Below are 25,528 nucleotides of genomic sequence, written 5' to 3'. Positions count from 1 at the left end.
AGCGTCGGGGATTCAGACGGACTGTTGGGCCGATCTGGTTCCGCACCATTCGCGCCCCAGCGGAGCTCCCATGGCGGGAGTCACACCGAATATGCGCGGGCACCGAGCGCGTCGCGATGCACCGGGATTCAGGAACTCAGCGCAATTGGTCTGACCACTTGACCTCCTGACCTATTTGGCGCAGAGTGGCGGTATGGCGTTGCAACCTGTGGTCAAGCGGTCGGTATCAGGTGATGTATTCGAGCAAATCGCGGCGGATGTGCTCAGTGGCGAGTTGGCGCCTGGCGCGACACTCCCCAGTGAGCGGCAGTTGGCCGAGGCATTAGGTGTTTCGCGGCCCGCGGTGCGCGAGGCACTGCAGCGGCTGGCGGCGGCCGGACTGGTAGCGGTGCGGCAGGGCGATGCGACCACCGTGCTGGACTATCGGCGCGGGGCCGGGCTCGAGGTGCTGCCTCGGCTGCTGGTTCAGGCCGGTGAGCTGGAACCCAAGGTCGCGCGCAGCATTCTGGAGGCGCGGCTGCACAACGGACCCAAGGTGGCCGAACTCGCGGCGATCCGACTCGGCAGAACCGAGTCCGCCACGGTACGCGCGGCCTTGGATCGCACCGTCGAAGCGCTTGCCGCCGAACAGGATCCGATCGCCCAGCAGCGGCATGCGATGGAGTTCTGGGATCACGTCGTCGACGCGGCCGATTCCATCGTCTTCCGACTGATGTTCAACATGTTGCGCGCCGCCTACGAACCCGCGCTCGCGGCACTGGCGCCGATCATGTCCGCCGAGGTGGGCAATGTCGAGGCGTATCGAAACCTGACCGCCGCCATCGAGACCGGCGCGCCGGAACAGGCCGCGAGCATCGCACGGGCATTGCTCGAACCGGCGACTACGGCCCTGATCGAAGTATTGGAGGGCACCGAAAACATCGAACACTGACGGCGAATCCGCGATCCGGCAATCCCCGGATCATCGCAGCGGTTCCGAATATCGCTCGGTGCGCCACCGAACGGCACCGACTGGCTCCACCAAGGAAAAGACCATGACGAAATCCCAATCATCCAGCAAGGATTCGGCCGAGCACGCGCGTCAGGACGGACGCCCGCTGCGCCGCGGCCTCACCCTCGCCGCCGCCTTCCGCGAATTCATCCGGCATCCCTCGCCCTGGCTCATCGGCACCACTCTGGCGGCGGCGCTGCTCGCCCGAATCATTGTGGGCGACTGGCAATCGACCGATGCACTGGTGCCCGCCGTCATGCTCGCGGTCTTCCCGGTCTTCGAATGGATCGTGCACGTCACGGTATTGCATTGGCGACCGAAGCAACTCGGGCCGATTCCGATCGATAGCGAACTGGCCCGCAAACACCGTGAGCACCACGTGGATCCGCGCAATATCCCGCTGATCTTCATCCCGACCAAGACGCTGTCGGTGTTGGTCGTCGTCCTGATCGCGATCGCGATCCTGGCCTTTCCCCGGCTCGGCCTCGGCCTGACGTTCCTGCTGATGATCACCGCCCTCGGGCTCGGCTACGAGTGGACGCACTATCTGATCCACACCGACTACAAACCGAAAGGCTCGCTCTACCGGGCTGTTTGGCGCAATCACCGCCACCACCACTACAAGAACGAGCACTACTGGTTCACCGTGACCACCTCCGGCACCGCCGACCGACTGCTCGGCACCTACCCGGACCCGGCGACCACCGAAACCTCCCCCACCGCCCGCCATCTCCACTCCGCCTGACCAGCTCAGGGCCCGGGAGATCGCGTGCGTTCGTGGAGTACCGACGGTGCTTCCGAATTTATCGTCGCTGGTTCGCACGGAGCCGAGGTGTCTGCCTCGCACCACTGGGACGCCGCCCGAGCGGCAGGTAGCGAGGTCAGGTTGCCCCGATCAGACGGTGTGCCATGGTGCGAGCACGGTCGGCCGCTGCCGGGGAGTTCTCGCGCACAGCCGTGACAATCGCACCGTCGACGAGCAGCGCGAATTCGGCGGCCAGCTCCTCGGCATCGGATCGTCCTGCGGCGGTGAGGATTTCGGTGAGATAGCCGATGACGCGCCGTTTGTGCCGATCGGCAGCATGATGGGCGGGCGAGCCCGGATCGGCCACTTCGACCATGGTGTTGATGAAGGCGCAGCCGCGGAAGTCCTTGCGGGCGAAGCGTTCCGAAAGCGCCTCGAAGACCGCGAGCGGACGGTCCGCCGGGTCGCTCGCCTTCGCTTCGACGGACTCGCGCAGCCACGCCAGCCAGCGCCGATCCCGGTCCTCGAGTACCGCGACGACCAGGTCGTCCTTGCTCGCGAAGTGGCGATAGAAGGACGCGCGGCCGACGCCGGACTCCTGCAGTAAGCGGTCGACGCCGACCGCCCTGATGCCCTCGGCGTAGAAGAGTTCCTCGGCGGTGGTGAGTAATCGTTGTCTGGCCTGCGTTGCCATGGCATCACCGTACCGGACGGAACCGATCAGTACCATCTAGCTTGACGTATTCGGAACCAATCAGTACCGTTTCGACTCGGTACCGATCAGTACCATCATGTTCGAGTTTGGAGTCACGATGTCTCGGCTACCGCTTGTATCGACCGAAACCACCGACACCGAGCAGGCCGACCTGCTCACCGAGGTGCAGCGCCAACTGGGCCGGGTTCCGAATCTCTATGCCGCCATGGCGAACAGTCCCGCGACATTGCGCGGATACCTGAACATGCGCGACGCGCTGACCCGCGGCAAGCTCTCCGCCCGCGTCCGCGAACAATTGGCACTGCTGGTCGCGAGCGAAAATGGTTGCGACTACTGCGTTGCCGCGCACAGCATGCGAGCGGGCCGAATGGGTTTCACCGAGGACGCCATCGCGGCCACCCGCGAGGCGCACGCCGACGATCCGCATGCGGATGCGGTGCTGCGGGTCGCGCGCGAGATCATGCGGTCGCGCGGCCGCGTCGACGATCACGTCATCGGCTCGGCCCGCGAGCGCGGGGTGAGCGATGCCGAATTGAGCGAGGTGGTCGGCCATATCGCGCTGAATATCTTGTCGAACTACTTCAACCATGTCGCGCAGCCGGAACTGGACTTCCCTGCTGCCGCGCCGACGAAAGGCACCACGATGACCGCGAAATGGCGTCAGGCCACCGAAGTCGCTCTGGTCGACGGATATGCACTGCTCGACCGGGATGGACAGCCGGTGCGTGCGATCGATGATGTCGAGGTATTGATCGAGGGCGGATTCCTGCACGTCAAGGTTGCGGAGTCGGCCGAGGTGCAGGTGGTTTCGGCGCCCGCGGTGGCCCTGGTCACCTACCGCCCGGAAGCCTGAATCGACAGCCGAGAGCCCGGCCCGGTCTGTACCGAGCCGGGCTTCGTCATGTCCACATACCCTCACCCCGTACCGTCTTGACAATGTACCCTAGGGGGGTATGGTAGACCCAGTTCGACGGGACGGCCCGCCGAATAGATCCGAACGGAGCCTCCTGATGAACGCAGCAAGCAAGTTCACCGGCTTCACCCTCGGTCTCGCGGCGGTCTTCGGGATCGCACTGGCCGTCGGTGCCACGCTCGGGCCGCAACCCTCCGAGTCCACGCACGACTCGAAGGGACATGAGGCCATGGGCGAGTCCGACGAGCTGCCCGCGGGACTGATGGCCAGCGAAAACGGTTACACCCTGCGCTTGGACACCCCGCAGACGACAGCGGCGGCGAATGTTCCGCTGCGGTTTCGCATCCTGAATCGCGACGGCGCACCGGTCACCAGCTACGTCCGCAGCCACGACAAGGATCTGCACCTCATCGTGGTCCGCCGCGATATGGCTGCCTTCCAGCACGTGCATCCGGTGCTCGACCAGGCCGGAACCTGGAGCGTCCCGCTGAATCTCACCCGCGCCGGTGACTACCGGGTCTTCGCCGACTTCACACCCGATGGCGGTAAGAATCTGACACTCGGCGCGGATCTCCGGGTCGCGGGCAACTACGACGTGCAAGCACTGCCCGTGCCCGCGCCTACCGCGCAGGTCGGTGAGTACACCGTCACGCTGAACGGTGCGGTCACGCCGGGCCAGGCCTCGAAGGTCGTGCTCGCGGTCAGCCGCAATGGCAAACCGGTCACCGATCTGCAGCCCTACCTGGGCGCCTATGGTCACCTCGTGGCATTGCGCGCCGCCGACCTCGCCTATCTGCACGTCCACCCGGAAGGCAGCCCCGGCGACGGCGTTACCCCGGCCGGACCAGGCATTACCTTCTACGTCGACGCACCGAGTGCGGGCGACTACCGACTCTTCCTCGATTTCCAGCACGAAGGCGTGGTTCGCACCGCCGAATTCACCCTCTCGGTCGCCGGTTCCGCGCCCGTCCCCGCCGCGGAACCCGCCGGACACGGCCACTGATCACTACCCTGAGTCGCAGAGAACGGAGCACATGATGACCACCGCGACACAACCATCCGCCGGACAGGTCGAATTGGTGATCGGTGGCATGACCTGCGCGTCCTGCGCCAATCGCATCGAGAAGAAGCTGAACAAGCTGGACGGCGTCACCGCGACGGTCAACTATGCGACGGAGAAGGCGCGGGTCGATTTCCGCGGTGATATCTCACCGGAGCAGTTGATCGCCACTGTCGAGCAGGCCGGTTACACCGCCGCGCTGCCGAAGATCGAAGAACCCGCGGAAACCACCACCGACGAGGATCCGACAGCGGGGCTGCGGACCCGACTACTGGTTTCGCTGGTGCTGACGATTCCGGTCATCGCGCTGGCGATGGTGCCCGCGCTGCAGTTCGACAACTGGCAATGGCTTTCGCTGACGCTGGCCGCGCCGGTCGTGGTGTGGGGCGCACTGCCCTTCCACCGGGCCGCGTTGGCCAACCTGCGACACGGCACCGCCACGATGGACACCCTGGTATCGATGGGCACGCTCGCGGCGTTCGGCTGGTCGCTGTACGCGCTGTTCTGGGGCACGGCCGGTATGCCGGGCATGAAGCATCCGTTCGAGTTGACCATCGCGCGGATGGACGGCACCGGCAGTATCTATCTGGAGGCCGCGGCCGGTGTCACCACCTTCATCCTGGCCGGACGCTACTTCGAGGCGCGTTCCAAGCGGCGGGCCGGGGCGGCGCTGCGTGCGTTGCTGGAGCTCGGCGCGAAGGAAGTCTCGGTGCTGCGCGGTGGCGTCGAACAGCGAATTCCGGTCGAGCAGTTGAGCGTCGGCGACACCTTCGTGGTGCGGCCCGGCGAGAAGATCGCCACCGACGGTGTGGTCGTCGAGGGGTCCTCGGCGGTCGACGCCTCGATGCTCACCGGTGAATCGGTACCGGTGGAGGTCGGTCCCGAGGATGCGGTGGTCGGCGCGACGGTCAATGTCGGCGGACGGATCGTGGTGCGCGCCAATCGAATCGGCGCCGACACCCAGCTGGCTCAGATGGCGAAACTGGTCGAGGACGCGCAAACCGGTAAGGCGCAGGCACAGCGGTTGGCGGACCGGATCTCCGGGATTTTCGTGCCGATCGTGATCGCGCTGTCGGTCGCGACGCTCGGATTCTGGTTGGGCACCGGCGGTTCGGTCGCCGCGGCCTTCACCGCCGCGGTCGCGGTGCTGATCATCGCCTGCCCGTGCGCCCTTGGGCTGGCCACGCCGACCGCGCTGCTGGTCGGCACCGGTCGCGGCGCGCAGCTCGGCATTCTGATCAAGGGCCCGGAGGTGCTGGAATCGACTCGTCGGGTGGATACCGTGGTGCTCGACAAGACCGGCACGGTCACCACCGGCAAGATGACCCTGCTGGATGTCATCGCCGCCGAGGGGGAGAACACCGCCGAGGTGCTGGCACTGGCCGGGGCGCTGGAGGATTCGTCGGAGCACCCGATCGCCCAGGCGATTGCCAAGGGTGCACGGGAGAAGGTCGGCACGCTGGGACAGGTCGAGGATTTCGCGAATATCGAGGGTCTCGGCGTGCAGGGTGTGGTGGACGGACATGCGGTAATCGTCGGGCGGGCAAGGCTGCTCGCGGACTGGTCGCAGCAGCTGGACACCGAGCTCGAGCGGGCCATGCACACTGCCGAATCCGATGGCAAGACCGCCGTCGCGGTGGGCTGGGACGGTAAAGCACGTGGCGTGCTCGTGGTCGCGGATGCGGTGAAACCCACCTCCGCCGAAGCGATCTCGCAGCTGAAGGCCCTCGGTCTGACCCCGATCATGCTGACCGGCGATAACACCGCCGCCGCGAAAGCCATTGCGGCACAGGTTGGTATCGATGAGGTGATCGCGGAGGTACTGCCCGCCGATAAGGTCGACACCGTCAAGCGACTGCAGGGCCGAGGCAAGGTGGTCGCGATGGTCGGCGATGGTGTCAACGATGCGGCCGCCCTGGCCCAAGCCGACCTCGGCCTGGCGATGGGCACCGGAACCGACGTCGCCATCGAGGCCAGCGACCTGACCCTGGTCCGCGGCGACCTGCGCGCGGCCGCCGATGCGATCCGACTGTCCCGGCGGACCCTCGGCACCATCAAGGGCAATCTGTTCTGGGCCTTCGCCTACAACGTCGCGGCGATCCCACTCGCCATGGCCGGACTGCTGAACCCGATGCTCGCGGGCGCCGCGATGGCGTTCTCCTCGGTCTTCGTGGTCAGCAACAGCCTGCGCCTGCGCGGCTTCCGCTCCACCGCTCAATAGCAACGCTCAATAGGAATCGGGCGGGACGGCGTCCATGCCGTCCCGCCCGATCCGGCGGCTCATTGCAGAATGCCGCTATTCCCCAGGCCCATCGCGGCACTTCCGGTGGCCCATGCGGCGGCAGCACTTCCGGTCGCGGCCAAGAGGGAGAGCAGAATCATCGGTTCGACCTTTCGTAGAGCAACGATCAGCAACCGAAAGCTACTGCGGCCCAAAGGCGCCCACAATCAGCTGCGCGATACTCTCGGCAACCTCTCGCGACATTGCCAGCCAACTGCCAGCAAGAAATTTCGCGTCTACATAACCGGGGTCGACGCCCTCGACGTCGCCTGAACCCGGTTCGCCCAGCGGACTGTCACCTGGACGCCTCCGCACCTGCGGCCGCAGTGTCGACAGGGCCGGTCAGCAGAGCCGGTCATCGCACCAGAGGAGTCAGCCGATGCCCATCATGGACAACCCCGAAGTCCCGCCCGCCGTACATGTTCAGCTCGAGCGCGATGCCGAGGCGATTCGCCCGATCGGTCCGCTGAAGGTGACCGTCACGACGGAACTGGTCGACAAGTTCTCCAGCGGCGCACGCCAATTGGTTGCGCGATCGGCAGCGATTCCCGACGAAGGCGATCCTCCGGGACCGGTTCGCGACGAGGGAGAACCCCCAGGATCGGTTCGCGACGAGGGCGGGCCGCCCACCAAGAACGGAAGCTGACAGAGATGCGGCGAATCCAAGTTCTGCTATTCGCCAGAGCGACGGCCGCGTCCAGGTGTGGGCCAACTACCGGTCGCGTTGTTCATACCGCGCGGCTCCGGCACCGGTCAGCTGGTCCCAGACATGCTCGCGGCCGGTCACGATCAGGAGCAGGGCGGCTAGCGGACCGGTGATGGCGGCTCCGGCACCGGCGGACCAGTCGGTGTCGGTCGCGACGAGGCGGTAGCCGGTGAATTTCTTGCGGGCGTGGAATGGGGCGCCCATTGTCCAGATTCGGTTGATCGCCAATCGTGCGGCGGCGACCGGCATGTCACGGGTGATGCCGAGTGGGACGGCTATGTCTTGGCCGTGCACCAGTAGGTCCATCAGGCGATCGGCCGGTGTCGTGCCGATCGCCGTGACCCGTGCGTCGATGCTGTCGCGCAACTCGCCGAGCAGCTGCTGGGTGGTGATGCGGTTCGCGTGGCGAATGGCGGTATCGCGGATCGCCCGGTCCAGGCTGCCGCGGGCGCGGATGACATTGATGAGGATCCAACCGAGGGAAGCGCGAGCCGACAGCACGATGTGCGCGACGACATCGCGCACTCGCCAGCCATCGCACAGCGAAGGATGGTCCCAGTCGGCTTGCGATAGCGGCTCCAATAGTTCGACCAGACCGGCTCGCTCGGCGGCGACAGCCCGCCAGATCTGGTCGCCGCTCGTCATCGTTTCCTCCGCCATTCGCGTATCTCCTTGTCCAGGTGGGTGTTCCAGTAGGGTAGGAACTCCACCGAGGTGGAGGTTCCAGCGAATGTGACCGAGAACACACATCGCGACGGCCTGGTGAGTATCGGGGAGCTGTCGCAAGTCACCGGCGTGCCGGTCCGCACGCTCCGCTTCTACTGCGACAACGGGGTGCTGGAATCGCGGCGCAGCGGAGGCGGGCATCGGCTGTTCGATCCGGCGGTCGCGGTCGATCAGGTGCTGCTGGTGCGTCGGCTCCGAACGCTCGGCCTCGGGCTCCCGGCGATCATCGAAGTTCTCACCGGCACCCTGACTATCGCCGATGCGATTGCCACGGAACGCGCCGCACTCGACACCGAACTCGGCATGCTGTCCTGGCGGCGCGCATCGCTACGCGCCGTCGAGGACGCGCCACCAGCCGAACGCGCCCGAAGGTTGGAATTGCTTGCGTCCGTGCAGGATCGGCACCGCGCACACGACAATCTGGTGACGTTCTGGCGGACGCTGCTCGCCCCGATCCCACCGGCGCTGTTCGACGGATTCGTCGCGATGAACATCCCGCGGCTACCCGCCGATCCGACTCCCCAGCACATCGTCGCCTTCGCCGAACTCACCACCCACCTCGCCGATCGCGCGTGCACCGCCGCGATGTCACGACAACTCTGGCGGACGAACCCGACCCGAATCCACGACAAACTCGCACTGGTCACCGGGGTCGCCGAGGCGTGCGCGGCCGTGGACGCGCTCGGCACAGCACCGCACCCCGGCCCCGAACTCGACCGGTTCATCGACGCGCACGCCACCGCCCGACGCGACCGCGACACCCCGAGCCTGCGACACCGACTCCTCGACAACGCACCCGATAACAACCCACACATCCACCGTTATTGGAAACTCACCACCGAGATCACCGGAACCACCACCGCGGGAGCTGCTCTCTACTGGCTGTACCAAGCACTCGCACAGTGGGCCGACGCGTGACAAGCGGTAGTTGTTCGAACGGAATGCGGCGATACGCCGCGCATCCGCGCTCGTCCGCTGCTTGACGGCCAGTGCGCATTCAGGCGAATGGCACGGAGTTCGGCCATCGAATCGTCGCAAACCGGTTGCGCAACAGGAGCAGACTAGGTAGGTTCGCAACCGATTGCATATTGCAACCAGAAGGGATTCCCATGCCACAACTGGTCCGAGTTCAGAACTTCGCTGTCTCCAGCGATGGATACGGCGCAGGCGAGGGACAGAGTCGCGAGCGCCCATTCGGCCACGCCGATCCCGCAGCGCTCATGTCCTGGGCGGGCGCCACCGCCCACTGGCCCAACCGAACCGACCCCGGCGGCACCTACGGCCTCGACGACTACTGCACCCGCGACTTCACCAACAACATCGGCGCGGAGATCATGGGGCGCAATAAATTCGGCCCGCAGCGGGGCCCATGGGAGAACTACGACTGGCAGGGCTGGTGGGGCGACGAACCCCCGTTCCGCACACCGGTTTTCGTGCTCACTCATCACGTGCGTCCCTCGATCAGCCTGGGGGACACCACATTCCACTTCGTCGACGCGTCTCCGAAGGACGCACTGGCACAGGCATTCGACGCCGCCGGTGGCAAGGATGTGCGAATCGGCGGCGGTGTCGCGACGGTCCGAGAATTCCTCGAAGCCGATCTCATCGACAATATGCACATCGCCGTCGCACCAGTCGAACTCGGCCGCGGCGAAAGATTATGGACCAGCCCGGACGAACTCGTCGACCGTTTTCATCTGGAACAGATCCCCAGCCCGAGCGGTGTTGTGCATCACTTCTTCTGGCGGCGGTGACGCAACTCTCGGTCGTAGCGCTCAGCGACCCCCAGGACTGGGGGCTTCCGGCGGCATCCGGCGTCCGATTCGATCTACGGTAGTAACGATTGCCCGTTTGGCGGATTACCTAAACGGGTTCGAACGTTGCGCGGATGCGATTTTCAGGAGTGACGCGGTATGCGATTCAGAGATCTCGTTGCGGCGGCCGCCGCTGTGACGGTCGTCGGCACGGGAGTGAGCCTGATGGCGCCTGCCGCCTCGGCCGCACCGATCAACAGCGCGGCCAAGGCACCGGACGGTTCCTACATCGAGAAAGTAGAGAAACTCGGCGATCGCAAGCTGCAGCTCGAGATTCACTCCACCGCCATGGATCGGACGTTCCCGGTCCTGGTGGATCTGCCCGCCGACAATTCGGTCCCGCGCCCGACGCTGTACCTGGTCAACGGGGGCGGCGGTGGCGTCGACGGCAATGCCTCATGGGACCAGAAGACCGACGCCAAGGAATTCCTCGGCGACAAGAACATCAATGTCGTCGAGCTGATCGGTGGCCGGTGGAGCTACTTCGCCGACTGGCGCGCACCCGATCCGGTACTCGGCGTGAACAAATGGCAGACCTTCTACACCGAGGAGCTGCCACCGATCATCGATGCGGCGCTCGGCACCAACGGCAAGAACTCGATCGCGGGCTACTCGATGGCCGGTACATCGGTACTGATGCTGGCGATCACCAAGCCCGGCCTGTTCCAGAATGTCGCCGCCTACAGCGGCTGCGCGCAGACCAGCGATCCGGTCGGCCAGAAGTTCGTGCAGACCACGGTCGAAACGTGGGGCGGCGGTGACCCGGACAATATGTGGGGTCCCGCCGACAACCCGCTCTGGCAAGCGAACGATCCGGTCCTGCACGCGGACAAACTGCGCGGAACGAACCTCTGGGTTGCGGCGGGCGGTGGTCTGCCCGGCGCGCACGACGCTCCCGGCGATCCGTTCATCATGGGTGATGACAAGTACAACCCGATCAGCGTGGCCAACCACGTCGTCGTCGGCGGCATCATCGAGGCCGCGATGAGCGCCTGCTCGCACAACCTCCAGAACCGGTTGAGCCAGTTGGGAATTCCGGCGACCTTCGACCTGCCCCCCACCGGCACCCACACCTGGGGCTACTGGCAGGACGACCTCAAGCAATCCTGGCCGGTGCTGTCCAAAGATCTCTACTGACCGACGAATTCCACGGCCCGCCGCCGTCTGATCGGGTAGGAAGCTCACTCTCGAAATCCTGCGAAAGAGTCAAGTATGTCTGTATCAGTGCTGGATATGTCGATGTCGCTCGACGGGTATATCGCGGATTCCGATGACTTCCTCGGCGGTGAGGACGGTGAGCGATTGCACCGGTGGGCCGAGGAGACCGACGCGGCCGGGCCGCTCGTCCAGTTCCAGGAGGAGTGGAACGCCGCGGGTGCGGTGTTGTCGGGCCGGCGGACCGCGGAGCTGATGGACCACTGGGGTGGCGATCACAACGGCCAACCGATCTTCGTACCCAGCCATCGCCCGCCTGCACCGGCCGCTCGCTGGGGTTATCCGCTGGTGACCTATGTGCAAGACGGCATCGAAAGCGCGATGGCGCAGGCGAAAGCTGCTGCTGGGGAGCGGAATGTGCAGATACGCGGCGGCGCTTACACTGTGCGCGAGGCGTTGACAGCGGGGGTGCTGGACGAACTGCAGGTCCATGTGATTCCGGTGTTGCTCGGTCGTGGACGTCGCTTGTTCGACATGTTGCCGTCGGAGATCGAACTCGACATCGTCGAGGTGATCAATACGCCTGCGGCAACGCATATTCGTTATCGCGTCCGACGCTGAATCCAACCCGTTTTCCTACGGCGACCCCAGTAGGGTGGCACAGCTACGCGGTGCCACCCTCACCTCACTTCGACACAGAACCTAGCCGACCGGCACGGTCACTCCGGAGGACGACGGGGCGCCGTGCAGGACCAGTTGGCTCGGGGCGTCGTTCTTCTTATCGTTTTTCTTGCCGTTCTTGTCCTTGCCAGGTAGGTCGAAGGCCAGCCGGATCGTGCGGGTACTGCCGGGATCGATCTGGTCGACGCCGTTGCTCGATTCGGTGGTCGCGGTCGCGTCGGGTGCGAGGGTGCGCCCGGCCGCGGTGATCAGGCGCTGATCGACGATGCGGAAGACTTGGCCGTGTTGGGTGACGTTGGTGACCGTCAGCGTCACGATCGTGTAGGAGCCGCCCGGGGTCACCGAACCGGTGCGGCTCGCATTGGACACCACCTCGGTCACGGTGAAAGCGAAATTCCCGTCGCGCACCGCACCGGCCGGGACCGGGGATTGTCCCTCGGTCGAGGGTGGCGGCGAATTGGTCGAGGCGGCAGCGGAAGTCGTCGCTGGAGTGGAGTCGGACCCGAGGACACCACTCAGCAGCCACAACGCCGCCGCAGCGACGAGCGCCAGCCCGGCCGCGATCGGTAACCACCGGCGCACCAGTGGCTTTCGCCGAGGATCGGGATGCGCGACCGAGTGTGTCCGTGGCTCGGGCGTTCGTGGCTCGATCGGTCCCACAGCGGTCATGACGCGGGTGCGCGGATGCGTGCCCGGTGTCGCAGGATCCGCGACCGGCGGGGTCGGGTGCGCCGATGCGGGCCACCGCAATGCCGCCCGTGCCGCGGCGGCGAATTCACCCGCGCTGGCGTAGCGATCCCCCGGTTCTTTGGCCATCCCGCGCGCGATGACAGCGTCCAGCGCTGGCGGGACACCTCCGGCAGCCCGCGACGCACGCGGCGGTTCTGCCATCAAATGCGCGTGCATCTGCTGTGCCGGATCGCCGTCACCATATGGCAGCTTCCCGGTGAGCGTTTCATACAGCACGCAGGCCAGCGAATAGACATCCGAGCGGGCATCGGCCGTGCCGGTGAACCGCTCCGGCGCCATATAACCCAACGTGCCCACCACCAAGCCGGTGGCCGTGAGGGCGCTGCCGTCGGTGGCGCGGGCGATACCGAAATCGATCAGATATACGAAGCCGCTGGTGTCCTCGAGAATATTGCCCGGCTTCACATCCCGATGAACAAGCCCGGCCGCATGAGCGGCATCCAGCGCCTGCGCGGCCTGGGCGATGACCTCGACCGCCCGGGTCGGCACCAGTGCACCCGATCGCAGCCGCGTGGCGAGATCGATGCCATCGATGTAATCCATCTCCAAAAACAGATGACCATCGACCTCGCCGAAGTCGCGGATCGGCACGATGTGTGGATCGCGCACCTGAGCGCCCAGCCGGGCCTCCCGCTCGAAACGGCGTCGATAGCCCGGATCGGCGGAATAGGCCGCGGACAACACCTTCAAGGCGACGGTGTTGCCGGTGCGGTCGCGCGCCGACCACACCTCACCCATACCACCACGGCCCACCAAGCGTTCGAGGTGGTAGTTCCCGAACGAGCCGCCAGCGCTCTGCACCGACACATACCGACCGTATCGCTGCGGATCGCTGCCACCGCGACCGGATCCCCGCCAGCTGACGCGCTCTTACCGGGCCGTTTCCGTCCAGGTGACCGGCAGTTCATGGACGCCGTAGATATTCATGTCGGTCCTGAGTTTCACCTCGGCGGCGGGGATCGCGAGGGCCAGGGTCGGGAAGCGGCGCAGCAGTCCGGCGAAACCGGCGCGCATCTCGATGCGGGCCAGTTGCTGGCCGAGACATTGGTGGATGCCGTGGCCGAAGGACACCAGACCGCGTGGCTTGCGGTGCACGTCCAGGGTGTCGGGGTTGTCGAAGCGCTGCGGGTCATGGTTGGCGGCCAGCAACGAGACGACGACTGTCGATCCCTTGCGGATCGTTTCGCCGCCGAGTTCGATGTCCTCGGTGGCGTAGCGATAGAAGATGTCGGCGACGGACAGATAGCGCATGAGTTCCTCGACGGCATCGGGGACCAGATCCGGATCGGCGCGCAGTTCGGCCAGCTGCTCCGGATGCTCCAGGAGCGCGAAAGTGCCGAGCGCCAACATGTTTGCGGTGGTCTCGTGCCCGGCGAGCAGCAGCAGGAAGGCGATGCCGGTCAGCTCCTCGATGCTGAGGTCGTCTTGACGGGCCAGGTCGGACAGTATGTCCTCGCCGGGTTCGGCGCGTTTGCGCGTGACCAGTTCGGCCAGGTAGGTGGTCATCGCGCCGTACGCGGCCATCTTCTCCTCGAGCGGCTGATCCTTGACCAGGAACTTGGCGGAGTTGACCTGGAAGGTCGCCCGATCCGCGTAGGGGACGCCGAGCAGTTCGCAGATCACCAGCGAGGGCACCGGCAGCGCGAACGCCTTGACCAGGTCGACGGGCGGTGTCAGGCGCGCCATCTCGTCCAATTGCCGCTCGGTGATGTCGATGATGTGCTCTTCGAGCTGCTTCATGCGTTTGACGGTGAAGGCGCTGGTGAGCTTGCGCCGCAGGCGGGTGTGGTCCGGCGGGTCCATGGCGACGAACAAGCCCGGGATCTGCGGGGAAGGTTCGGTAGCGACCGGCATGCCGGGGGTCTCGTAGGGCACGTGGACAATGCCGATGTCCTGGCGGGAGCTGAACCGGGTGTCGGCCATGAGCTGACGGACCGCGTTGTAGCCGGTGACGAGCCAGCCCTCGTGACCGTCGGGGAAGAGCATGGGACTGACCGGGCGAGCATCGCGCAGCCGGGTGATTTCGCGGGGTGGGTCGAAGGGGCCGGCATTGCGTTCCATGGGGAGGCCGTGCGGGACGGGAACCGTTTGCGTCATCGGGTTTTCCTAACCAAGTAATAGGGATGAGTTGATCGACCGGATACGGTCTAGTCGTCGATGGCGATCGCGCCGGATGGGCACACCTGGGCGGCCTCGCGTACGGCAGGCTCCCGCTCGGGGTCGAGTGTGGTGTCCAGGCGCAGCACCCGGCCGTCCGCATCGTCTTGGTCGAATACTCCGGGGGCGGTCAGCACGCACATGCCAGCGCCGATGCAACGCTCCCGGTCCACTCTGAGTTCCATTGCTTACTCCTTCCAGATGATCGGGAGGCCGCGCACGTCATAGATGAGCGCGCCGGTGCCGTCGAGAATCGCTTTGTCCCCGTCCGCCTTTCGCGGCCCGGAAGCTGAAATCGCTGAATTCACATGAACACTGTCGCCAGCAGGGCTGATATCGACCTGACACCGAGCTGACACGATGTTCGAGCTGGTCAGGCTCCCCTGGTGCTTATCGCCACGCACACACCGTTCGTGCTCACATCGAAACGCCTATGGCACGGTCTCAATGAGCCGAGACCATCTCGGGCAGGGTGAAGCGCGGTTACCGATGCGACCAGGAAGAGCGCACTCGCGAGCTGGCGTGTGCTGGGCGACTTCAGTCGTTTTGTTGAACGTGGGCGCGACACCTAGAAACCGACCGCACTCCGGTGCACGACGCTGACGTTGCGTCGTGCAGCGAGGTGGCGGGCGCACTTAGGCGGCAACGGCGTGCCGAATGATGATGCTGCCGTACGAGTTACGCGCATACACCTGCACGCTGTCCTCGATCTGCTCCGGGCGGTGGACCGGCTGCATCAGGTTCTGCACGGTGCCGTGCTCGGCGTTGGTTTCCACCCGGGCCGCGCTGCCCGGACGGATACCCACCTCCAACTCGCCCATGGATGTCTCCAGCCGCAGCACGCCGCGCGATGCTTCGCCGATGCGGATATTGCCCTTGGCGGTTTTCGCGGTCACCGAATCGCGCGGGCGCTCGAGGATGATGTCCCCGGCGGCGATCTCCAGGTCGCACTGGCCGAGTTCGCCCGCGCCCAACAGTCGCCCCACACCGGCGTTGCCGTCGAGCCGGGAGCCGGTGGGCACCTCGATCCGCACCTCGATCGACGGGTTGCCGCCGAACGGGGTGTAGGTCCGCCAGTCCTTCGGCGTTTTCACGGTCAGGGTGCCATCGACGAAATCGACCTGGGTTTGCTCGGCGGCGCGCACGTCACCCTTTTTGGACTGATCGGCCGGGCGGACCTCGACGACGGTGTCGGTACGGTCGGAGGCGATGACCGTGACATTGCCGGAGAGCACCTCGACGGTGACGGCGATGGGCTCCGGGGTCTGGAATGCGGGCATTGCTGTACTCCTTCAGCGTGTGAATCGGTTGGTGTGATCAGCCCGTGCTGTTCACGTGAACTACTGTCGCGAGTCCGGCTGATACCGAGCTGACGCCGACCTGACACGGTGTTCGACCTGGTCATAGCGGTCGAATTGGTCTGCCAGGCGACATGTTCCGCAGGTTCGCTACTGCTGATCGGCCGGGCCGTGAAAGCGCTGGCAACCGCGGTATCGACTCCTCGGGGCTGTGCCGGCCGCCGCCATCGCAGTGCTGGGAGTCCGAGGACGAAGGGCCGATTTGCCGTCCACGGCAGAATGGTCCGGGTGCAGATCGGGATGCTTGGACCGCTCGAGATTCGAGTAGATGACGGGGGATTGCTGACGGTACCTGGTGCCCGGTTGCGGGCGCTGTTGATCGCTCTCGCCCTCGAACCCGGCCGCGCAGTTCCGAAAGCGACGCTGGTCGACTGGATTTGGGGTGAGCAGCCGCCCTCCGACGCGGCGAACGCCCTGCAAGCACTGGTCTCCCGACTGCGCAGGGCGCTGCCGGACGGGGCGATCGACGTGCAGGCGGGCGGATACCGGCTGACGGTGGAACCCAGCGCTGTCGATGCCGTTAGGTTCGAACAGCTTCTCGACCAGGCCCGTGGCGGTGACGACGCGCATCAGGCCGAGCTGCTGCGCGAGGCCGTCGAGCTGTGGCGCGGTGCGCTGATGCAGGACGTCGGCGTGCAGGACAGTGCTGCGGTCGACGCGGTAATCGCCCGGCTCGAAGGGCTGCGCCTGGCCGCGATGGAGGATCTGTACGAAGCGGAGATCCGTCTCGGCCGAGGTACGGAGCTGGTCAGCGAGCTGACCGAGTTGGTGGCCCGGCATCCGGTGCGGGAACGGCTGGTCGCCGCGCTGATGCGTGCGCTTGCCGCCGCGGGGCGTGGCGCCGAGGCACTGGTCGTGTACCAGCGTGCCAGGGAGGCCCTCGCCGACACGCTGGGCGTGGATCCCGCACCGGAGCTGTCCGCACTGCACGTCGCGCTGCTGCGCGGCGAAGTGGGAGCGCGGGAAAACGATCGCCAGACGAACCTGCGCGCCGAGTTGACCAGCTTCGTCGGCAAGCACGGCGACATTGCCGCGGTGCGCGAACTCATTGCGGCACATCGGCTCACCACGGTGACCGGGCCCGGTGGTTCAGGGAAAACCCGGCTGGCCTTGGAAACCGCGCGGACCCTGCTCGACGACCTACCGGACGGGGCCTGGCTGGTGGAACTGGCGTCCGTCAGCACGAGTGGTGACGTGGCACAATCGGCGCTCGCCGCGCTCGGGCTGCGGGATGCGCTGCTCGGCGCCGCACCGAATGCGGAACCGATGGACCGGGTCATCGCGGCGCTGCGCGAGCGCGAGACGCTGTTGATCCTGGACAACTGTGAGCACGTGATCGACTCCGCGGCGGCGTTCGCCCACCGGGTGCTCGGCGAGTGTCAGCGGCTGCGGATCCTCGCGACGAGCAGGGAACCGCTCGGCATAACGGGTGAGGCGCTATGGCAGGTCGAGCCGCTGTCGTTGCCCGCCGAGAACGCGAACCCCCGCGAGATCGAGTCCTCCCCGGCCGTTCGGCTGTTGCTGGATCGGGCCGGTGCGGTGCGCAAGGATCTCGTGACCGATGCCAGCACACTGTCGAATCTGGCACGCGTCTGCCGGGCGCTCGATGGGATACCGCTGGCAATCGAACTGGCCGCGGCCAGATTGCGCACCATGTCCCTCGATCAGGTCGCCACCCGTCTCGACGATCGGTTCCGGCTGCTGACCGGCGGTAGCCGGACCGCGCTGCCGCACCACCGGACATTGCGTGCGGTGGTCGACTGGAGCTGGGAACTGCTCACCGACGCCGAACGGACGGTCTTGCGCAGGCTCGCGGTGTTCTCCGGCGGTGCGAGTCTCGATGCGGCCGAACAGGTTTGCGCGGATACGGCGGTCGAGCGGTGGGAGGTGCTCGAGCTGCTGACCGCGCTGACCGAGAAATCGCTGCTGCTCACCGCGCAGGACAGCGGGCCGCGCTATCGGATGCTCGCCACGATCGAGCAGTACGCCCGGGACCGGCTCGTGGAGGCGGGCGAAGCGGATTCGGCGCGCCGCGCGCACTTCGAGTACTTCACCGAACTCGCCGAAACCGCCGAGCCGCAGTTGCGCCGCGCCGATCAGTTGAAGTGGCTCACCACGCTCGAGGCCGAACACGACAACATCGCGGTCGCGATGCGTGGCGCGCTCGCGGCCGCCGATGCGCCCGGCGCGATGCGGCTCGCGGCGGCCGCGGGCTGGTACTGGTGGCTGAGCGGGCACAAGGCCGAGGGCATGGAGCTGATCACCGCGGCCGTCGACCTGCCCGGCGAGGTGGACGATGAGACCCGGGCCATGGTGTACGGACTGGTCGTGCATTTCGCGTCCTCCGGGCGCAATGACGAGAATCAGGTGCAGGAATGGATTCGCAAGGCACACCGGTTGGGCCGGGGCATTCGGGCCCGCCACCCCGCGCTGGCGTTCGTCGCCGCGCTGGAACGCTTGTTGCACGGGCCGGACGCGATTCTGACCGCGTTCGAACCGCTGCTCACCGACGACGACCCGTGGGTGCGGGCACTGGCCCGGCTGCAACTCGGCAAGATGCGGGTGGTGCTCGGCCGGGACGGACCGGAGGCGGACGCGTATTTCGAGACCTCGCTCGCCGAGTTCCGTGCGCTCGGCGAGCGTTGGGGGATTTCGTTCGCACTGACCGAGCTGGCGAATCGGATCGCCGCGCGCGGCGAGTTCGCCGCCGCGTGCGAGCTGTTCGACGAGGCGATCGCCGTGATCACCGAGGTCGGCGCGATCGAGGACGTCATCCGGTTCCGGGCGCGGCAGGCTCAGTTGTATTGGCTGCTGGGTGATTCGGCGGCGAGTGCGGCCGCCATGGTGGCGGCGCAGCGGGCCGCGGATCAGGCATCCTGGCCGAGCGCACTGGCCGAACTGGCGCTGTCGAAGGCGGAGCTGGCCCGTTGGAGCGGTGACACCGAGCAGGCGTACCGGCAAATCGACATTGCGACAACCATGTTGGGCAGCGACGCCGAGCAGCCGAATGTCAGCGCGGTGGTGCACGACCAACTCGGCTACCTCGCAGCCGATCTCGACCGCGCCCGTGCCGAACACACCGCGGCATTCCGAGCGGCAGCCGAGGCCGGGCATGCGCCGCTCATCGCTCAGATACTTGTCGGGATAGCGGACCTGGCGCTGCGTGACGGCCAGGACGAGCAGGCCGCGCGACTGCTCACGGCGAGTGCCGGACTACGCGGACTGCCCGACTGTTCCCAACCGGACACGGCCCGCATCGAGCAGACCGCACGACATCGCCTCGGTGAAGCGCGCTTCACCGAGGCGACGAGGGAAGGTGCAGAGGCGGACTGGCGTGAACTGGTCGCGACTACGCTCGCTTGTTGAACGTGGCACGCGACCACAGGTACCCGACAATGGCGAACCCGGCACACCAGGCGAGCGCGGCGGCCGTGTACCCGCCGGACGGGTGGCCCGCGAGAAATCCGCGCAATGACTCGATGATCGGCGTGAAGGGCTGATACTGCGCGAACTGCCGGACACCCTGCCCCATCTTGTCGGCTGGCACGACCGCGCTGCTCACAAAGGGCAGCATGATCAGCGGCACCACGGTCATGCCCGCGGATTCCGGAGTTTTCGCGGCCATGCCGAGCGCGACCGTGAGCCAGGAGGCCGCGAACGATGTCGCCGCCACGATGCCGATCGCACCGAGCCAGTCGAGTGCGGTCGCGGACGGCCGGAACCCCAGCGCGAAGGCCACACCGAGGACGGCCGCGATGGCCACCGCATTGGTCAGTATGGTGGCCGCCACGTGACCGGTCAGTACGGCGCTGCGGGAGACGTCCATGACCTTGAACCGATTGATGATGCCTTTCGCCATATCGGAGCTCACCGCGACCGCGGTGCCCGACAAGCCATAACTGATGGCCAGCAGGATCAGACCCGGTGTGGCGTAATCGATGTAGTTTTCACCGACATCGAATGCGTTGCCGAAGACGTAGACGAAGATCAGCATCATCACGACCGGCATCAGCGCCGCGTTGAATACCGTGACCGGAGTTCGTGCGATGTGTTTGAAGTTGCGCCGCAACATAATCGCCGAATCGGCCAGCGGTGCGGTAATGGTGCTCATTGTGCGTTGGCCTCCGTGGTCGCGTGACCGGTCAGGGAAAGGAAAACATCATCGAGATCGGGGGTGTGGACGGAGACCTCTTCGGCCTCGATCGAGGATTCGGCGAGCCGATCCAGCAAGTGGCGCAATGATTTCGTGCCGCCGTCGCCCGGCACCCGCACGGTCAGCGCCTCGTCGTCCCTGGTACAGCCGGGCAGGATCCGCGCCGCCGCATCCACTTCCGTGACAGTGTTGAACCGGAGCCGGATGTGGCTGCCGGGCACCCGGCGCTTGAGTTCGTCGGGAGTGCCCTCGGCGACGATGCGGCCCTGGTCGAGCACCGCGATCCGGTCGGCCAGCTGATCGGCTTCCTCGAGATACTGGGTGGTGAGGAAGATCGTCACGCCATCGGCCGTCAAATCCCGCACGATTTCCCACATCGTGCGCCGACTACGCGGATCCAACCCGGTTGTCGGCTCGTCCAGGAAAACGATTTCCGGCCTGGTGACCAGCGTCATCGCTAGGTCCAGCTTCCGGCGCATACCACCGGAATAGGTCGCCGCCCGCTTTCGCGCCGACTCCGCCAGATCGAACCGTTCCAGCAACTCGGTGACCACCCGCGTGCCCGCGCTGCCCCGCAGACGGTGGATATCCGCCATCAGCCGCAGGTTCTCTTCCCCTGTCAGCAGGTCATCCACCGCCGCGAACTGACCGGTGACCCCGATCGCCGCGCGCACCGCCTTGGTCTCGGACGCGATATCGTGCCCGGCGACACGCGCGGTGCCGCCATCGGCCTTCAACAGCGTGGTCAGCACGTTCACGGTCGTCGTCTTACCGGCCCCATTCGGGCCGAGCAGAGAAAAGATCGTCCCGGCACCGATATTCAAATCAATGCCATCGAGGACGACCTTGTCCCCGTAGGCCTTTCGCAGCCCAGAAGCTGCAATTGCTGAAGTTGTCATGCGACCACTGTCATCGGTGCGGCTGATACCGACCTGACAGCGACCTGACACGGTGGCGGAAGGGATTGACCCTGACCCTGCGTCAGGGTTGGAGTCTTGTCACATGACGAATGACATCACTCGGCTCGCGCCGCCGATCGGCGGGTTCCAGGAAATCGATGGCCGCCGTATTTTCGCGCATCGGTCGGGCAGCGGCGGACCTGCCGTTGTGTTCCTGCCCGGCGCGAGCGCCGTCGGCCTGGACTATTTCGGTGTCCAACAACAGGTTTCGCAGTTCACCACCGCTGTGCTCTACGACCGCGGCGGCACCGGCTACAGCGATTCCCTGCCCTTGCCGCGCACCGCCGCCGCGGTCGCCACCGAACTGCGCGAGCTGCTGCGCGCCCAGAACATCCCCGCGCCCTATGTGCTTGCGGCACACTCCCTCGGCGGCTTCTACGCACATCGGTTCGCGCAGTTGTACCCGCAGGACGTGGCGGGACTGGTCTGCTTGGACGTCCTGCACCGGGACTGGGACGACTTCATGCCTGCCACAGCGAGTCTGGCCGCCCTCGAGCAGATGGGACCTGATGCGGAGCAGCTTCGAAAGATGCGCCCGGCCCGGCGCGAGATACACGCCGAGTTGTTCGCGGACTACCCGGAGCACATACGGCAACCACTGATCGATGCCAAGCTGAGCGACGAATGGATGCGGGTCGGCATCGCCGAGCGTGCCACCTTGACCGCCCTCGCCACCGAACTGCGAGCGGGGCCGAGCATCCCGGACGTCCCGGTGGTCGCGCTCACCGTGGTGGGCAACGACCCTACCCAGCAGGCGCTGAACTCGCCGGAGATGAACGACGCCAAGACGAGAATGGACGCGGCCCTGGTGAGCGGGGTCTCGCACGGGGAACAACGCATCCTCTCCGACACCCTCCACCACCGGCTCTGCTTCGACCGCCCCGATGCCGTGGTCCAAGCGATCCGCGACGTCGTGGACCGGGCGGCGCTCCTCTGACTTCACCCACGCGGCTCCGCAAGCTCGGCCGACGTGCCATCCCCCTAGACTCGGCACGACCATGCCCGACGACGACAGGGGAACGGTGCTGACCATCGGCCGACTCGCGGCGACCGCGGGCGTGACCGTGCGCACCGTTCGCCACTACCACCACGTCGGCCTGTTGCCCGAGCCCGAGCGCGACGCCTCCGGCTACCGTCGGTACAGCGCGCAAGCCGCGGTAGACCTCATCCGGATCAGGACCCTCGCCGACGCCGGTGTTCCCCTGGCCCGTATCGACGCGCTGCTGCACGCCGAGCCGACCGAATTCGCCGCGGCCATCACCGACATCGACGCCGAATTGCAGCGCAAGATCGATCAACTCACCGAACACCGCACCCGCATCGCCGACCTGGCAAGCGGTGAAAGCCTTGTCCTGCCTCCCGAAGTGGTCGCCATCCTGAACCGAATGCGCGGTCTCGGCGTCAGCGAACAGCGGGTTCGACTCGAGCGCGACTCATGGATCCTGCTGCAGGCACTGGACCCGCAGGCCATGCCGCGGCGAATACGGGACAAGACCGCAGGTCTCGACGACCCGGAGACGACGCGCCTGTATCTGGCCTGCGATCAAGCAGTCGACTGGGACCCGCACGACCCACGCCTGGACCAGCTCATCGACGACCTGGACGCATGGGAGATCGAACACGAACGAGACAGCGATCCCCCGAAAAGCCTGCACCTGATCTCTTCCCGAATCTCCGAAGCCGCCCCCGCATGGCAACGCATCATCGAAGCGCTAGCCCACCGCGCCGAAGGCCGCCACCGAGTGAGGGCACCTTCTGATCCGTAATCCTCTGGCGCGCAGCAAATCCCGGAGCGACACTCGCGATCCCGACAGCGTGCACGACCGTGATTCAGGCTGCCGCGGCCTCGAATCGGCGGGACTGCGAAGTACTAGGTTGATGGTGACGTCCGTGCTGTCCGCACCGGTGGCGCGGTCTTGCTCCTGCAGATTCGACAGCGGGGGCGGCCCGCCCTTCCCGCGGATGGCGACTACGGCGAAATGCCGTCGAATTGCATGACCCAGTACGGGTTGTTCGTGGTGGTGTTCCATTGCGAGACATAGAGGGTCACGTCGGTGGGCGAGGTGGAGCGGGGGTGGATGTAGCCGCCGTAGAGCTGTGGGAAGGAGCGGACCCAGAACTGCCACCACGGGACGGAACCGTAGATCTGTCGTTTCGGGCCGGTCCACACCCGGTCGATTGCCGGTGCGGTGCGGGTGGAAATGCAGTAGCCACCGACGTCGAAGTAGGACATGACCCACGTTCCGGCAAGGTTTTTCACACTCAACTCGCCGATGGGCCCCATCCCCGCGAACAACGGGGTTGGTGTCGGGTTGCCCCACTGCCAGGTCGAGCCGTTGTAGCCCCAATACTGGTAGGCGCCGCGGCTGGCGATCTGCCGCCACGGCACGCGCATCAGGATCGGACCTCCTCGATTGTGGATGCGCCCCCATTCTTTCGATACCACATACAGGTAGCCGTCGCCGTTGTTGTTCCCGATGCCAGCGAAGGACTGCATCATGAACGGGCTCCAGCCGTCGCCGTCGTTGGGCCACACGGTCGCGTAGTCCGTCCACGTGGCGCCGTCGTCGTCGGAGTAGGCGAGCCCGCAGAACAGCGCGCCGTATCGATCATCGGGTGCGTTCCAGTCGTGAACACTGGTGTAGGTCAACCATGTTCGCCCGTTCGGGTCGACGAAGGCGTCATTGGGAATCCGGGTGACCTCGAACCCGTAGCCGTTGTCGGCGTTGTGGTTGTAGGTGAGGGCTTGCGTTGCCTGCGACCCGCCGGGGGTTGCGGTGAAGGTGGTGGTGGCATCCGGAAGGGCGGCGCTGAACAGCAGGATCGGCGAGCCGAGCCACGTGCCGGAACCTTGACTGTCGCCGGTGAAGGCGTCGCCGAAAACGAATCCGGACCGGCCCGGCTGGAAATGGCTCCGGTCGTAGGGGATCCCGAGGTCGGCGCCACCCACCCCGAATTGCTTGGCCGTACTTCCGGCGTACCCGGTGATCGCGGTGCCCCAATGGTTCGACATAGGCCCTCAATTCGGCTTATGCGGCAGCGGCGAGGACGAATCGGGTCCATGCCGCAGCTCGGTTGGCGTTCTCGGTCCAGACCCGTCCGGTGGTGAGGTCGATGGCGTAGACACAGCCCTCGCGGACCCCGCCGTCGAAGGTGGCGAACCATGCGGTCGGTCCGGCTTGCGGTGTGCCGCAAGCTGCTACGTCGGCGAAACACCCTTCCGGGAAGGTGATCTCGGCAACGGTGGCAGCGGTGAGCGCGGCCAGGGTGCCGCCCTCGGCGGCGGCCGTCGCCGCCGCCTGTACCTGTGGCACGCAGTCGGTGATCACGAAGAAGCGGCCGTTCGTGCTGGCGATCGTCGCCATGGAATACTCCCTCGACGGGCTATCGAGTGGGTGGCTGGAAGCCTGCGATATCGAGCTTCTGTCCGATTGCCGCGATCGCGTCGACGAGGGACCACCCGCCGAGTTGTGGCCAGCCGCTACCTTGTACACCCCGCATCTGAATCCACTCGTCGCGAATCCGACCGTCGAGGTCACGCGGCAGCGGGACCTGGGTCGGCCCCGGCGGCGGTGCGAACCCGGGCAGGCCGAGCGCCTGCCCGACGGTGGCGACACCGTCGACGAGGGTGCGACCGGCCAGCTGCGGCCAGCCGTTGCCACCGATGCCCATGAATTGAATCCACATATCGGTCACCGGATCCGGCGCGACGACTCCGACACCGACCTGGTTGGCGAAGTCCTCCGGTGAGAATCCGTCGGCGGAGTTCATATCGCAATTCCCGAATGGTGGCGCGCCCTCGGGCAGGCCACCACCGTATCCCTGGCCGTCGGTGTACTGGTGGGCGATCTGACCGGGCAGGTTGGGGTTGCTGCCGTAGCCAGCGCCGATCATATTGAGCCCATCCGGGCGCACCGGCCACATGCTGTCGAAATCGGGCCGGTTCGCATAGCCGATGACTCGCCGGGTGGAGCCCAACCAGTCGGCCAGCCGCCAATAGGCGCGATTGATGCCGTCGGACTGGTCCCCGCGGGGATTGCCACCCGACTCCACATCGATCATGGAGATCATCTTCGGATGCGGGCCGCCCGCCTGGCCGACCATGCTCCGGTGGGTGTCCACGGTGTCGAGCCAGTTCGGCCGCCAATAGAAGTAGACGATGAAGCAGGCTATTCGCCCGTCGTCGGCGGCTCGAGCAGCCCAGGCGTAGTTCGTGTAGAAGTTGTGGTCGCGGTAGGTCCCGTCGTTGGAGCGGCACGAAAAGATCTGATACGGATAGGAATCATCGACCGGAACTTGGAACTCGGACACATCGGCGAAAAGGGAATCAACCATAATCCCCTCCAAGAGGTCGACCGGCCCTC

At 66.1% G+C, this 25,528-nt stretch carries 24 protein-coding genes; 13 read left to right on the top strand and 11 right to left on the bottom strand.

Going from position 1 to position 25,528, the window contains the following annotated elements; all coding sequences use genetic code 11:
• Positions 1-193 precede the first annotated feature (193 nt).
• Both ACQP1T_RS01010 and ACQP1T_RS01005 read left to right on the top strand, forming a co-directional pair.
• Complete coding sequence (locus tag ACQP1T_RS01010; RefSeq protein ID WP_433758065.1) at positions 194-931, top strand: FadR/GntR family transcriptional regulator; 738 nt, start codon at positions 194-196, stop codon at positions 929-931.
• 103 nt (positions 932-1,034) lie between these two features.
• Positions 1,035-1,736, top strand: coding sequence for a sterol desaturase family protein (locus tag ACQP1T_RS01005; RefSeq protein ID WP_433758064.1), 702 nt, complete (start codon positions 1,035-1,037; stop codon positions 1,734-1,736).
• A gap of 136 nt (positions 1,737-1,872) precedes the next feature.
• Here the strand turns inward: ACQP1T_RS01005 and ACQP1T_RS01000 are convergent, their stop codons facing one another.
• Entirely contained in the window at positions 1,873-2,430 is a 558-nt protein-coding gene (locus ACQP1T_RS01000; RefSeq protein WP_433758063.1) for a TetR/AcrR family transcriptional regulator, read from the bottom strand.
• A 118-nt stretch (positions 2,431-2,548) separates the two neighbouring features.
• Here ACQP1T_RS01000 and ACQP1T_RS00995 point away from each other — a divergent pair, with 118 nt between their 5' ends.
• The 4 genes from ACQP1T_RS00995 to ACQP1T_RS00980 all read left to right on the top strand — a co-directional run bounded on the left by ACQP1T_RS00995 (position 2,549) and on the right by ACQP1T_RS00980 (position 7,351).
• The gene (locus ACQP1T_RS00995; RefSeq protein ID WP_433758062.1) at positions 2,549-3,304 is read left to right on the top strand and encodes a carboxymuconolactone decarboxylase family protein; all 756 of its coding nucleotides are present in this window, start codon (positions 2,549-2,551) and stop codon (positions 3,302-3,304) included.
• A 157-nt stretch (positions 3,305-3,461) separates the two neighbouring features.
• Positions 3,462-4,367, top strand: coding sequence for a hypothetical protein (locus ACQP1T_RS00990; RefSeq protein WP_433758061.1), 906 nt, complete (start codon positions 3,462-3,464; stop codon positions 4,365-4,367).
• 34 nt (positions 4,368-4,401) lie between these two features.
• On the top strand, positions 4,402-6,645 hold the full coding sequence (locus ACQP1T_RS00985; RefSeq protein ID WP_433762557.1) for a heavy metal translocating P-type ATPase: 2,244 nt from the start codon (positions 4,402-4,404) through the stop codon (positions 6,643-6,645).
• A 439-nt stretch (positions 6,646-7,084) separates the two neighbouring features.
• Positions 7,085-7,351, top strand: coding sequence for a hypothetical protein (locus ACQP1T_RS00980; RefSeq protein WP_433758059.1), 267 nt, complete (start codon positions 7,085-7,087; stop codon positions 7,349-7,351).
• A 66-nt stretch (positions 7,352-7,417) separates the two neighbouring features.
• Here the strand turns inward: ACQP1T_RS00980 and ACQP1T_RS00975 are convergent, their stop codons facing one another.
• Positions 7,418-8,071, bottom strand: coding sequence for a maleylpyruvate isomerase family mycothiol-dependent enzyme (locus ACQP1T_RS00975; RefSeq protein WP_433758058.1), 654 nt, complete (start codon positions 8,069-8,071; stop codon positions 7,418-7,420).
• Between the two features lie 72 nt (positions 8,072-8,143).
• Here ACQP1T_RS00975 and ACQP1T_RS00970 point away from each other — a divergent pair, with 72 nt between their 5' ends.
• The 4 genes from ACQP1T_RS00970 (at position 8,144) to ACQP1T_RS00955 (ending at position 11,727) form a co-directional block, all read left to right on the top strand.
• Positions 8,144-9,055 carry a MerR family transcriptional regulator gene (locus tag ACQP1T_RS00970; protein WP_433758057.1) on the top strand — a complete coding sequence of 304 codons (912 nt, stop codon included), beginning with the start codon at positions 8,144-8,146 and terminating at the stop codon, positions 9,053-9,055.
• A 191-nt stretch (positions 9,056-9,246) separates the two neighbouring features.
• A complete protein-coding gene (locus ACQP1T_RS00965; RefSeq protein WP_433758055.1) occupies positions 9,247-9,891 on the top strand; it encodes a dihydrofolate reductase family protein in 645 nt (214 codons plus the stop codon).
• A 159-nt stretch (positions 9,892-10,050) separates the two neighbouring features.
• Positions 10,051-11,088 carry an alpha/beta hydrolase gene (locus ACQP1T_RS00960; protein ID WP_433758054.1) on the top strand — a complete coding sequence of 346 codons (1,038 nt, stop codon included), beginning with the start codon at positions 10,051-10,053 and terminating at the stop codon, positions 11,086-11,088.
• Positions 11,089-11,163: 75 nt separating this feature from the next.
• Positions 11,164-11,727 (top strand): dihydrofolate reductase family protein, encoded by a 564-nt coding sequence (locus tag ACQP1T_RS00955; RefSeq protein ID WP_433758053.1) that lies wholly within the window; start codon positions 11,164-11,166, stop codon positions 11,725-11,727.
• 81 nt (positions 11,728-11,808) lie between these two features.
• On the opposite strand, the gene ACQP1T_RS00950 is transcribed toward ACQP1T_RS00955, so the two are convergent.
• The 4 genes from ACQP1T_RS00950 to ACQP1T_RS00935 all read right to left on the bottom strand — a co-directional run bounded on the left by ACQP1T_RS00950 (position 11,809) and on the right by ACQP1T_RS00935 (position 15,974).
• On the bottom strand, positions 11,809-13,344 hold the full coding sequence (locus tag ACQP1T_RS00950; protein ID WP_433758052.1) for a protein kinase domain-containing protein: 1,536 nt from the start codon (positions 13,342-13,344) through the stop codon (positions 11,809-11,811).
• Between the two features lie 63 nt (positions 13,345-13,407).
• Complete coding sequence (locus tag ACQP1T_RS00945) at positions 13,408-14,634, bottom strand: cytochrome P450 (RefSeq protein WP_433758051.1); 1,227 nt, start codon at positions 14,632-14,634, stop codon at positions 13,408-13,410.
• 50 nt (positions 14,635-14,684) lie between these two features.
• The gene (locus ACQP1T_RS00940) at positions 14,685-14,879 is read right to left on the bottom strand and encodes a ferredoxin (RefSeq protein WP_433758050.1); all 195 of its coding nucleotides are present in this window, start codon (positions 14,877-14,879) and stop codon (positions 14,685-14,687) included.
• A 450-nt stretch (positions 14,880-15,329) separates the two neighbouring features.
• On the bottom strand, positions 15,330-15,974 hold the full coding sequence (locus tag ACQP1T_RS00935) for a hypothetical protein (RefSeq protein ID WP_433758049.1): 645 nt from the start codon (positions 15,972-15,974) through the stop codon (positions 15,330-15,332).
• 297 nt (positions 15,975-16,271) lie between these two features.
• On the opposite strand from ACQP1T_RS00935, the gene ACQP1T_RS00930 reads away from it, so the two are divergent.
• Positions 16,272-19,418, top strand: coding sequence for a BTAD domain-containing putative transcriptional regulator (locus tag ACQP1T_RS00930; RefSeq protein ID WP_433758048.1), 3,147 nt, complete (start codon positions 16,272-16,274; stop codon positions 19,416-19,418).
• Here ACQP1T_RS00930 and ACQP1T_RS00925 read toward each other — a convergent pair.
• Both ACQP1T_RS00925 and ACQP1T_RS00920 read right to left on the bottom strand, forming a co-directional pair.
• Positions 19,402-20,163 carry an ABC transporter permease gene (locus tag ACQP1T_RS00925; protein WP_433758047.1) on the bottom strand — a complete coding sequence of 254 codons (762 nt, stop codon included), beginning with the start codon at positions 20,161-20,163 and terminating at the stop codon, positions 19,402-19,404. The genes ACQP1T_RS00930 and ACQP1T_RS00925 overlap by 17 nt on opposite strands.
• Entirely contained in the window at positions 20,160-21,104 is a 945-nt protein-coding gene (locus ACQP1T_RS00920; protein WP_433758046.1) for an ATP-binding cassette domain-containing protein, read from the bottom strand. Before ACQP1T_RS00920 ends, ACQP1T_RS00925 begins: the two co-directional genes overlap by 4 nt.
• Before the next feature lie 103 nt (positions 21,105-21,207).
• Here ACQP1T_RS00920 and ACQP1T_RS00915 point away from each other — a divergent pair, with 103 nt between their 5' ends.
• Both ACQP1T_RS00915 and ACQP1T_RS00910 read left to right on the top strand, forming a co-directional pair.
• A complete protein-coding gene (locus tag ACQP1T_RS00915) occupies positions 21,208-22,101 on the top strand; it encodes an alpha/beta fold hydrolase (protein WP_433758045.1) in 894 nt (297 codons plus the stop codon).
• A 61-nt stretch (positions 22,102-22,162) separates the two neighbouring features.
• A complete protein-coding gene (locus tag ACQP1T_RS00910) occupies positions 22,163-22,930 on the top strand; it encodes a MerR family transcriptional regulator (protein ID WP_433758044.1) in 768 nt (255 codons plus the stop codon).
• 203 nt (positions 22,931-23,133) lie between these two features.
• Here ACQP1T_RS00910 and ACQP1T_RS00905 read toward each other — a convergent pair whose 3' ends face one another.
• Genes ACQP1T_RS00905 through ACQP1T_RS00895 form a run of 3 tightly spaced genes read right to left on the bottom strand, consistent with a single transcriptional unit; the run spans position 23,134 to position 25,499 of the window.
• A complete protein-coding gene (locus ACQP1T_RS00905) occupies positions 23,134-24,177 on the bottom strand; it encodes a DUF4185 domain-containing protein (protein ID WP_433758043.1) in 1,044 nt (347 codons plus the stop codon).
• 16 nt (positions 24,178-24,193) lie between these two features.
• Entirely contained in the window at positions 24,194-24,529 is a 336-nt protein-coding gene (locus tag ACQP1T_RS00900) for a hypothetical protein (RefSeq protein ID WP_433758042.1), read from the bottom strand.
• A 19-nt stretch (positions 24,530-24,548) separates the two neighbouring features.
• On the bottom strand, positions 24,549-25,499 hold the full coding sequence (locus tag ACQP1T_RS00895; protein WP_433758041.1) for a hypothetical protein: 951 nt from the start codon (positions 25,497-25,499) through the stop codon (positions 24,549-24,551).
• Between the last annotated feature and the right edge of the window lie 29 nt (positions 25,500-25,528).

This window comes from Nocardia sp. CA-135398 (assembly GCF_050955845.1).
GTDB lineage: Bacteria > Actinomycetota > Actinomycetes > Mycobacteriales > Mycobacteriaceae > Nocardia.
Note: the sequence above shows the minus strand (reverse complement) of the source record. Positions and strands in the feature narration are given on the sequence as shown.

What these genes read in the sequence shown, in the direction of transcription:
- ACQP1T_RS01010 (WP_433758065.1), top strand. Translation starts at nt 194, where the DNA reads ATGGCGTTGCAACCTGTGGTCAAGCGGTCGGTATCAGGTGATGTATTC.
- ACQP1T_RS01005 (WP_433758064.1), top strand. Translation starts at nt 1,035, where the DNA reads ATGACGAAATCCCAATCATCCAGCAAGGATTCGGCCGAGCACGCGCGT.
- ACQP1T_RS01000 (WP_433758063.1), bottom strand. Translation starts at nt 2,430, where the DNA reads ATGGCAACGCAGGCCAGACAACGATTACTCACCACCGCCGAGGAACTC.
- ACQP1T_RS00995 (WP_433758062.1), top strand. Translation starts at nt 2,549, where the DNA reads ATGTCTCGGCTACCGCTTGTATCGACCGAAACCACCGACACCGAGCAG.
- ACQP1T_RS00990 (WP_433758061.1), top strand. Translation starts at nt 3,462, where the DNA reads ATGAACGCAGCAAGCAAGTTCACCGGCTTCACCCTCGGTCTCGCGGCG.
- ACQP1T_RS00985 (WP_433762557.1), top strand. Translation starts at nt 4,402, where the DNA reads ATGACCACCGCGACACAACCATCCGCCGGACAGGTCGAATTGGTGATC.
- ACQP1T_RS00980 (WP_433758059.1), top strand. Translation starts at nt 7,085, where the DNA reads ATGCCCATCATGGACAACCCCGAAGTCCCGCCCGCCGTACATGTTCAG.
- ACQP1T_RS00975 (WP_433758058.1), bottom strand. Translation starts at nt 8,071, where the DNA reads ATGGCGGAGGAAACGATGACGAGCGGCGACCAGATCTGGCGGGCTGTC.
- ACQP1T_RS00965 (WP_433758055.1), top strand. Translation starts at nt 9,247, where the DNA reads ATGCCACAACTGGTCCGAGTTCAGAACTTCGCTGTCTCCAGCGATGGA.
- ACQP1T_RS00960 (WP_433758054.1), top strand. Translation starts at nt 10,051, where the DNA reads ATGCGATTCAGAGATCTCGTTGCGGCGGCCGCCGCTGTGACGGTCGTC.
- ACQP1T_RS00955 (WP_433758053.1), top strand. Translation starts at nt 11,164, where the DNA reads ATGTCTGTATCAGTGCTGGATATGTCGATGTCGCTCGACGGGTATATC.
- ACQP1T_RS00945 (WP_433758051.1), bottom strand. Translation starts at nt 14,634, where the DNA reads ATGACGCAAACGGTTCCCGTCCCGCACGGCCTCCCCATGGAACGCAAT.
- ACQP1T_RS00940 (WP_433758050.1), bottom strand. Translation starts at nt 14,879, where the DNA reads ATGGAACTCAGAGTGGACCGGGAGCGTTGCATCGGCGCTGGCATGTGC.
- ACQP1T_RS00935 (WP_433758049.1), bottom strand. Translation starts at nt 15,974, where the DNA reads ATGCCCGCATTCCAGACCCCGGAGCCCATCGCCGTCACCGTCGAGGTG.
- ACQP1T_RS00930 (WP_433758048.1), top strand. Translation starts at nt 16,272, where the DNA reads ATGGTCCGGGTGCAGATCGGGATGCTTGGACCGCTCGAGATTCGAGTA.
- ACQP1T_RS00925 (WP_433758047.1), bottom strand. Translation starts at nt 20,163, where the DNA reads ATGAGCACCATTACCGCACCGCTGGCCGATTCGGCGATTATGTTGCGG.
- ACQP1T_RS00920 (WP_433758046.1), bottom strand. Translation starts at nt 21,104, where the DNA reads ATGACAACTTCAGCAATTGCAGCTTCTGGGCTGCGAAAGGCCTACGGG.
- ACQP1T_RS00915 (WP_433758045.1), top strand. Translation starts at nt 21,208, where the DNA reads ATGACGAATGACATCACTCGGCTCGCGCCGCCGATCGGCGGGTTCCAG.
- ACQP1T_RS00910 (WP_433758044.1), top strand. Translation starts at nt 22,163, where the DNA reads ATGCCCGACGACGACAGGGGAACGGTGCTGACCATCGGCCGACTCGCG.
- ACQP1T_RS00905 (WP_433758043.1), bottom strand. Translation starts at nt 24,177, where the DNA reads ATGTCGAACCATTGGGGCACCGCGATCACCGGGTACGCCGGAAGTACG.
- ACQP1T_RS00900 (WP_433758042.1), bottom strand. Translation starts at nt 24,529, where the DNA reads ATGGCGACGATCGCCAGCACGAACGGCCGCTTCTTCGTGATCACCGAC.
- ACQP1T_RS00895 (WP_433758041.1), bottom strand. Translation starts at nt 25,499, where the DNA reads ATGGTTGATTCCCTTTTCGCCGATGTGTCCGAGTTCCAAGTTCCGGTC.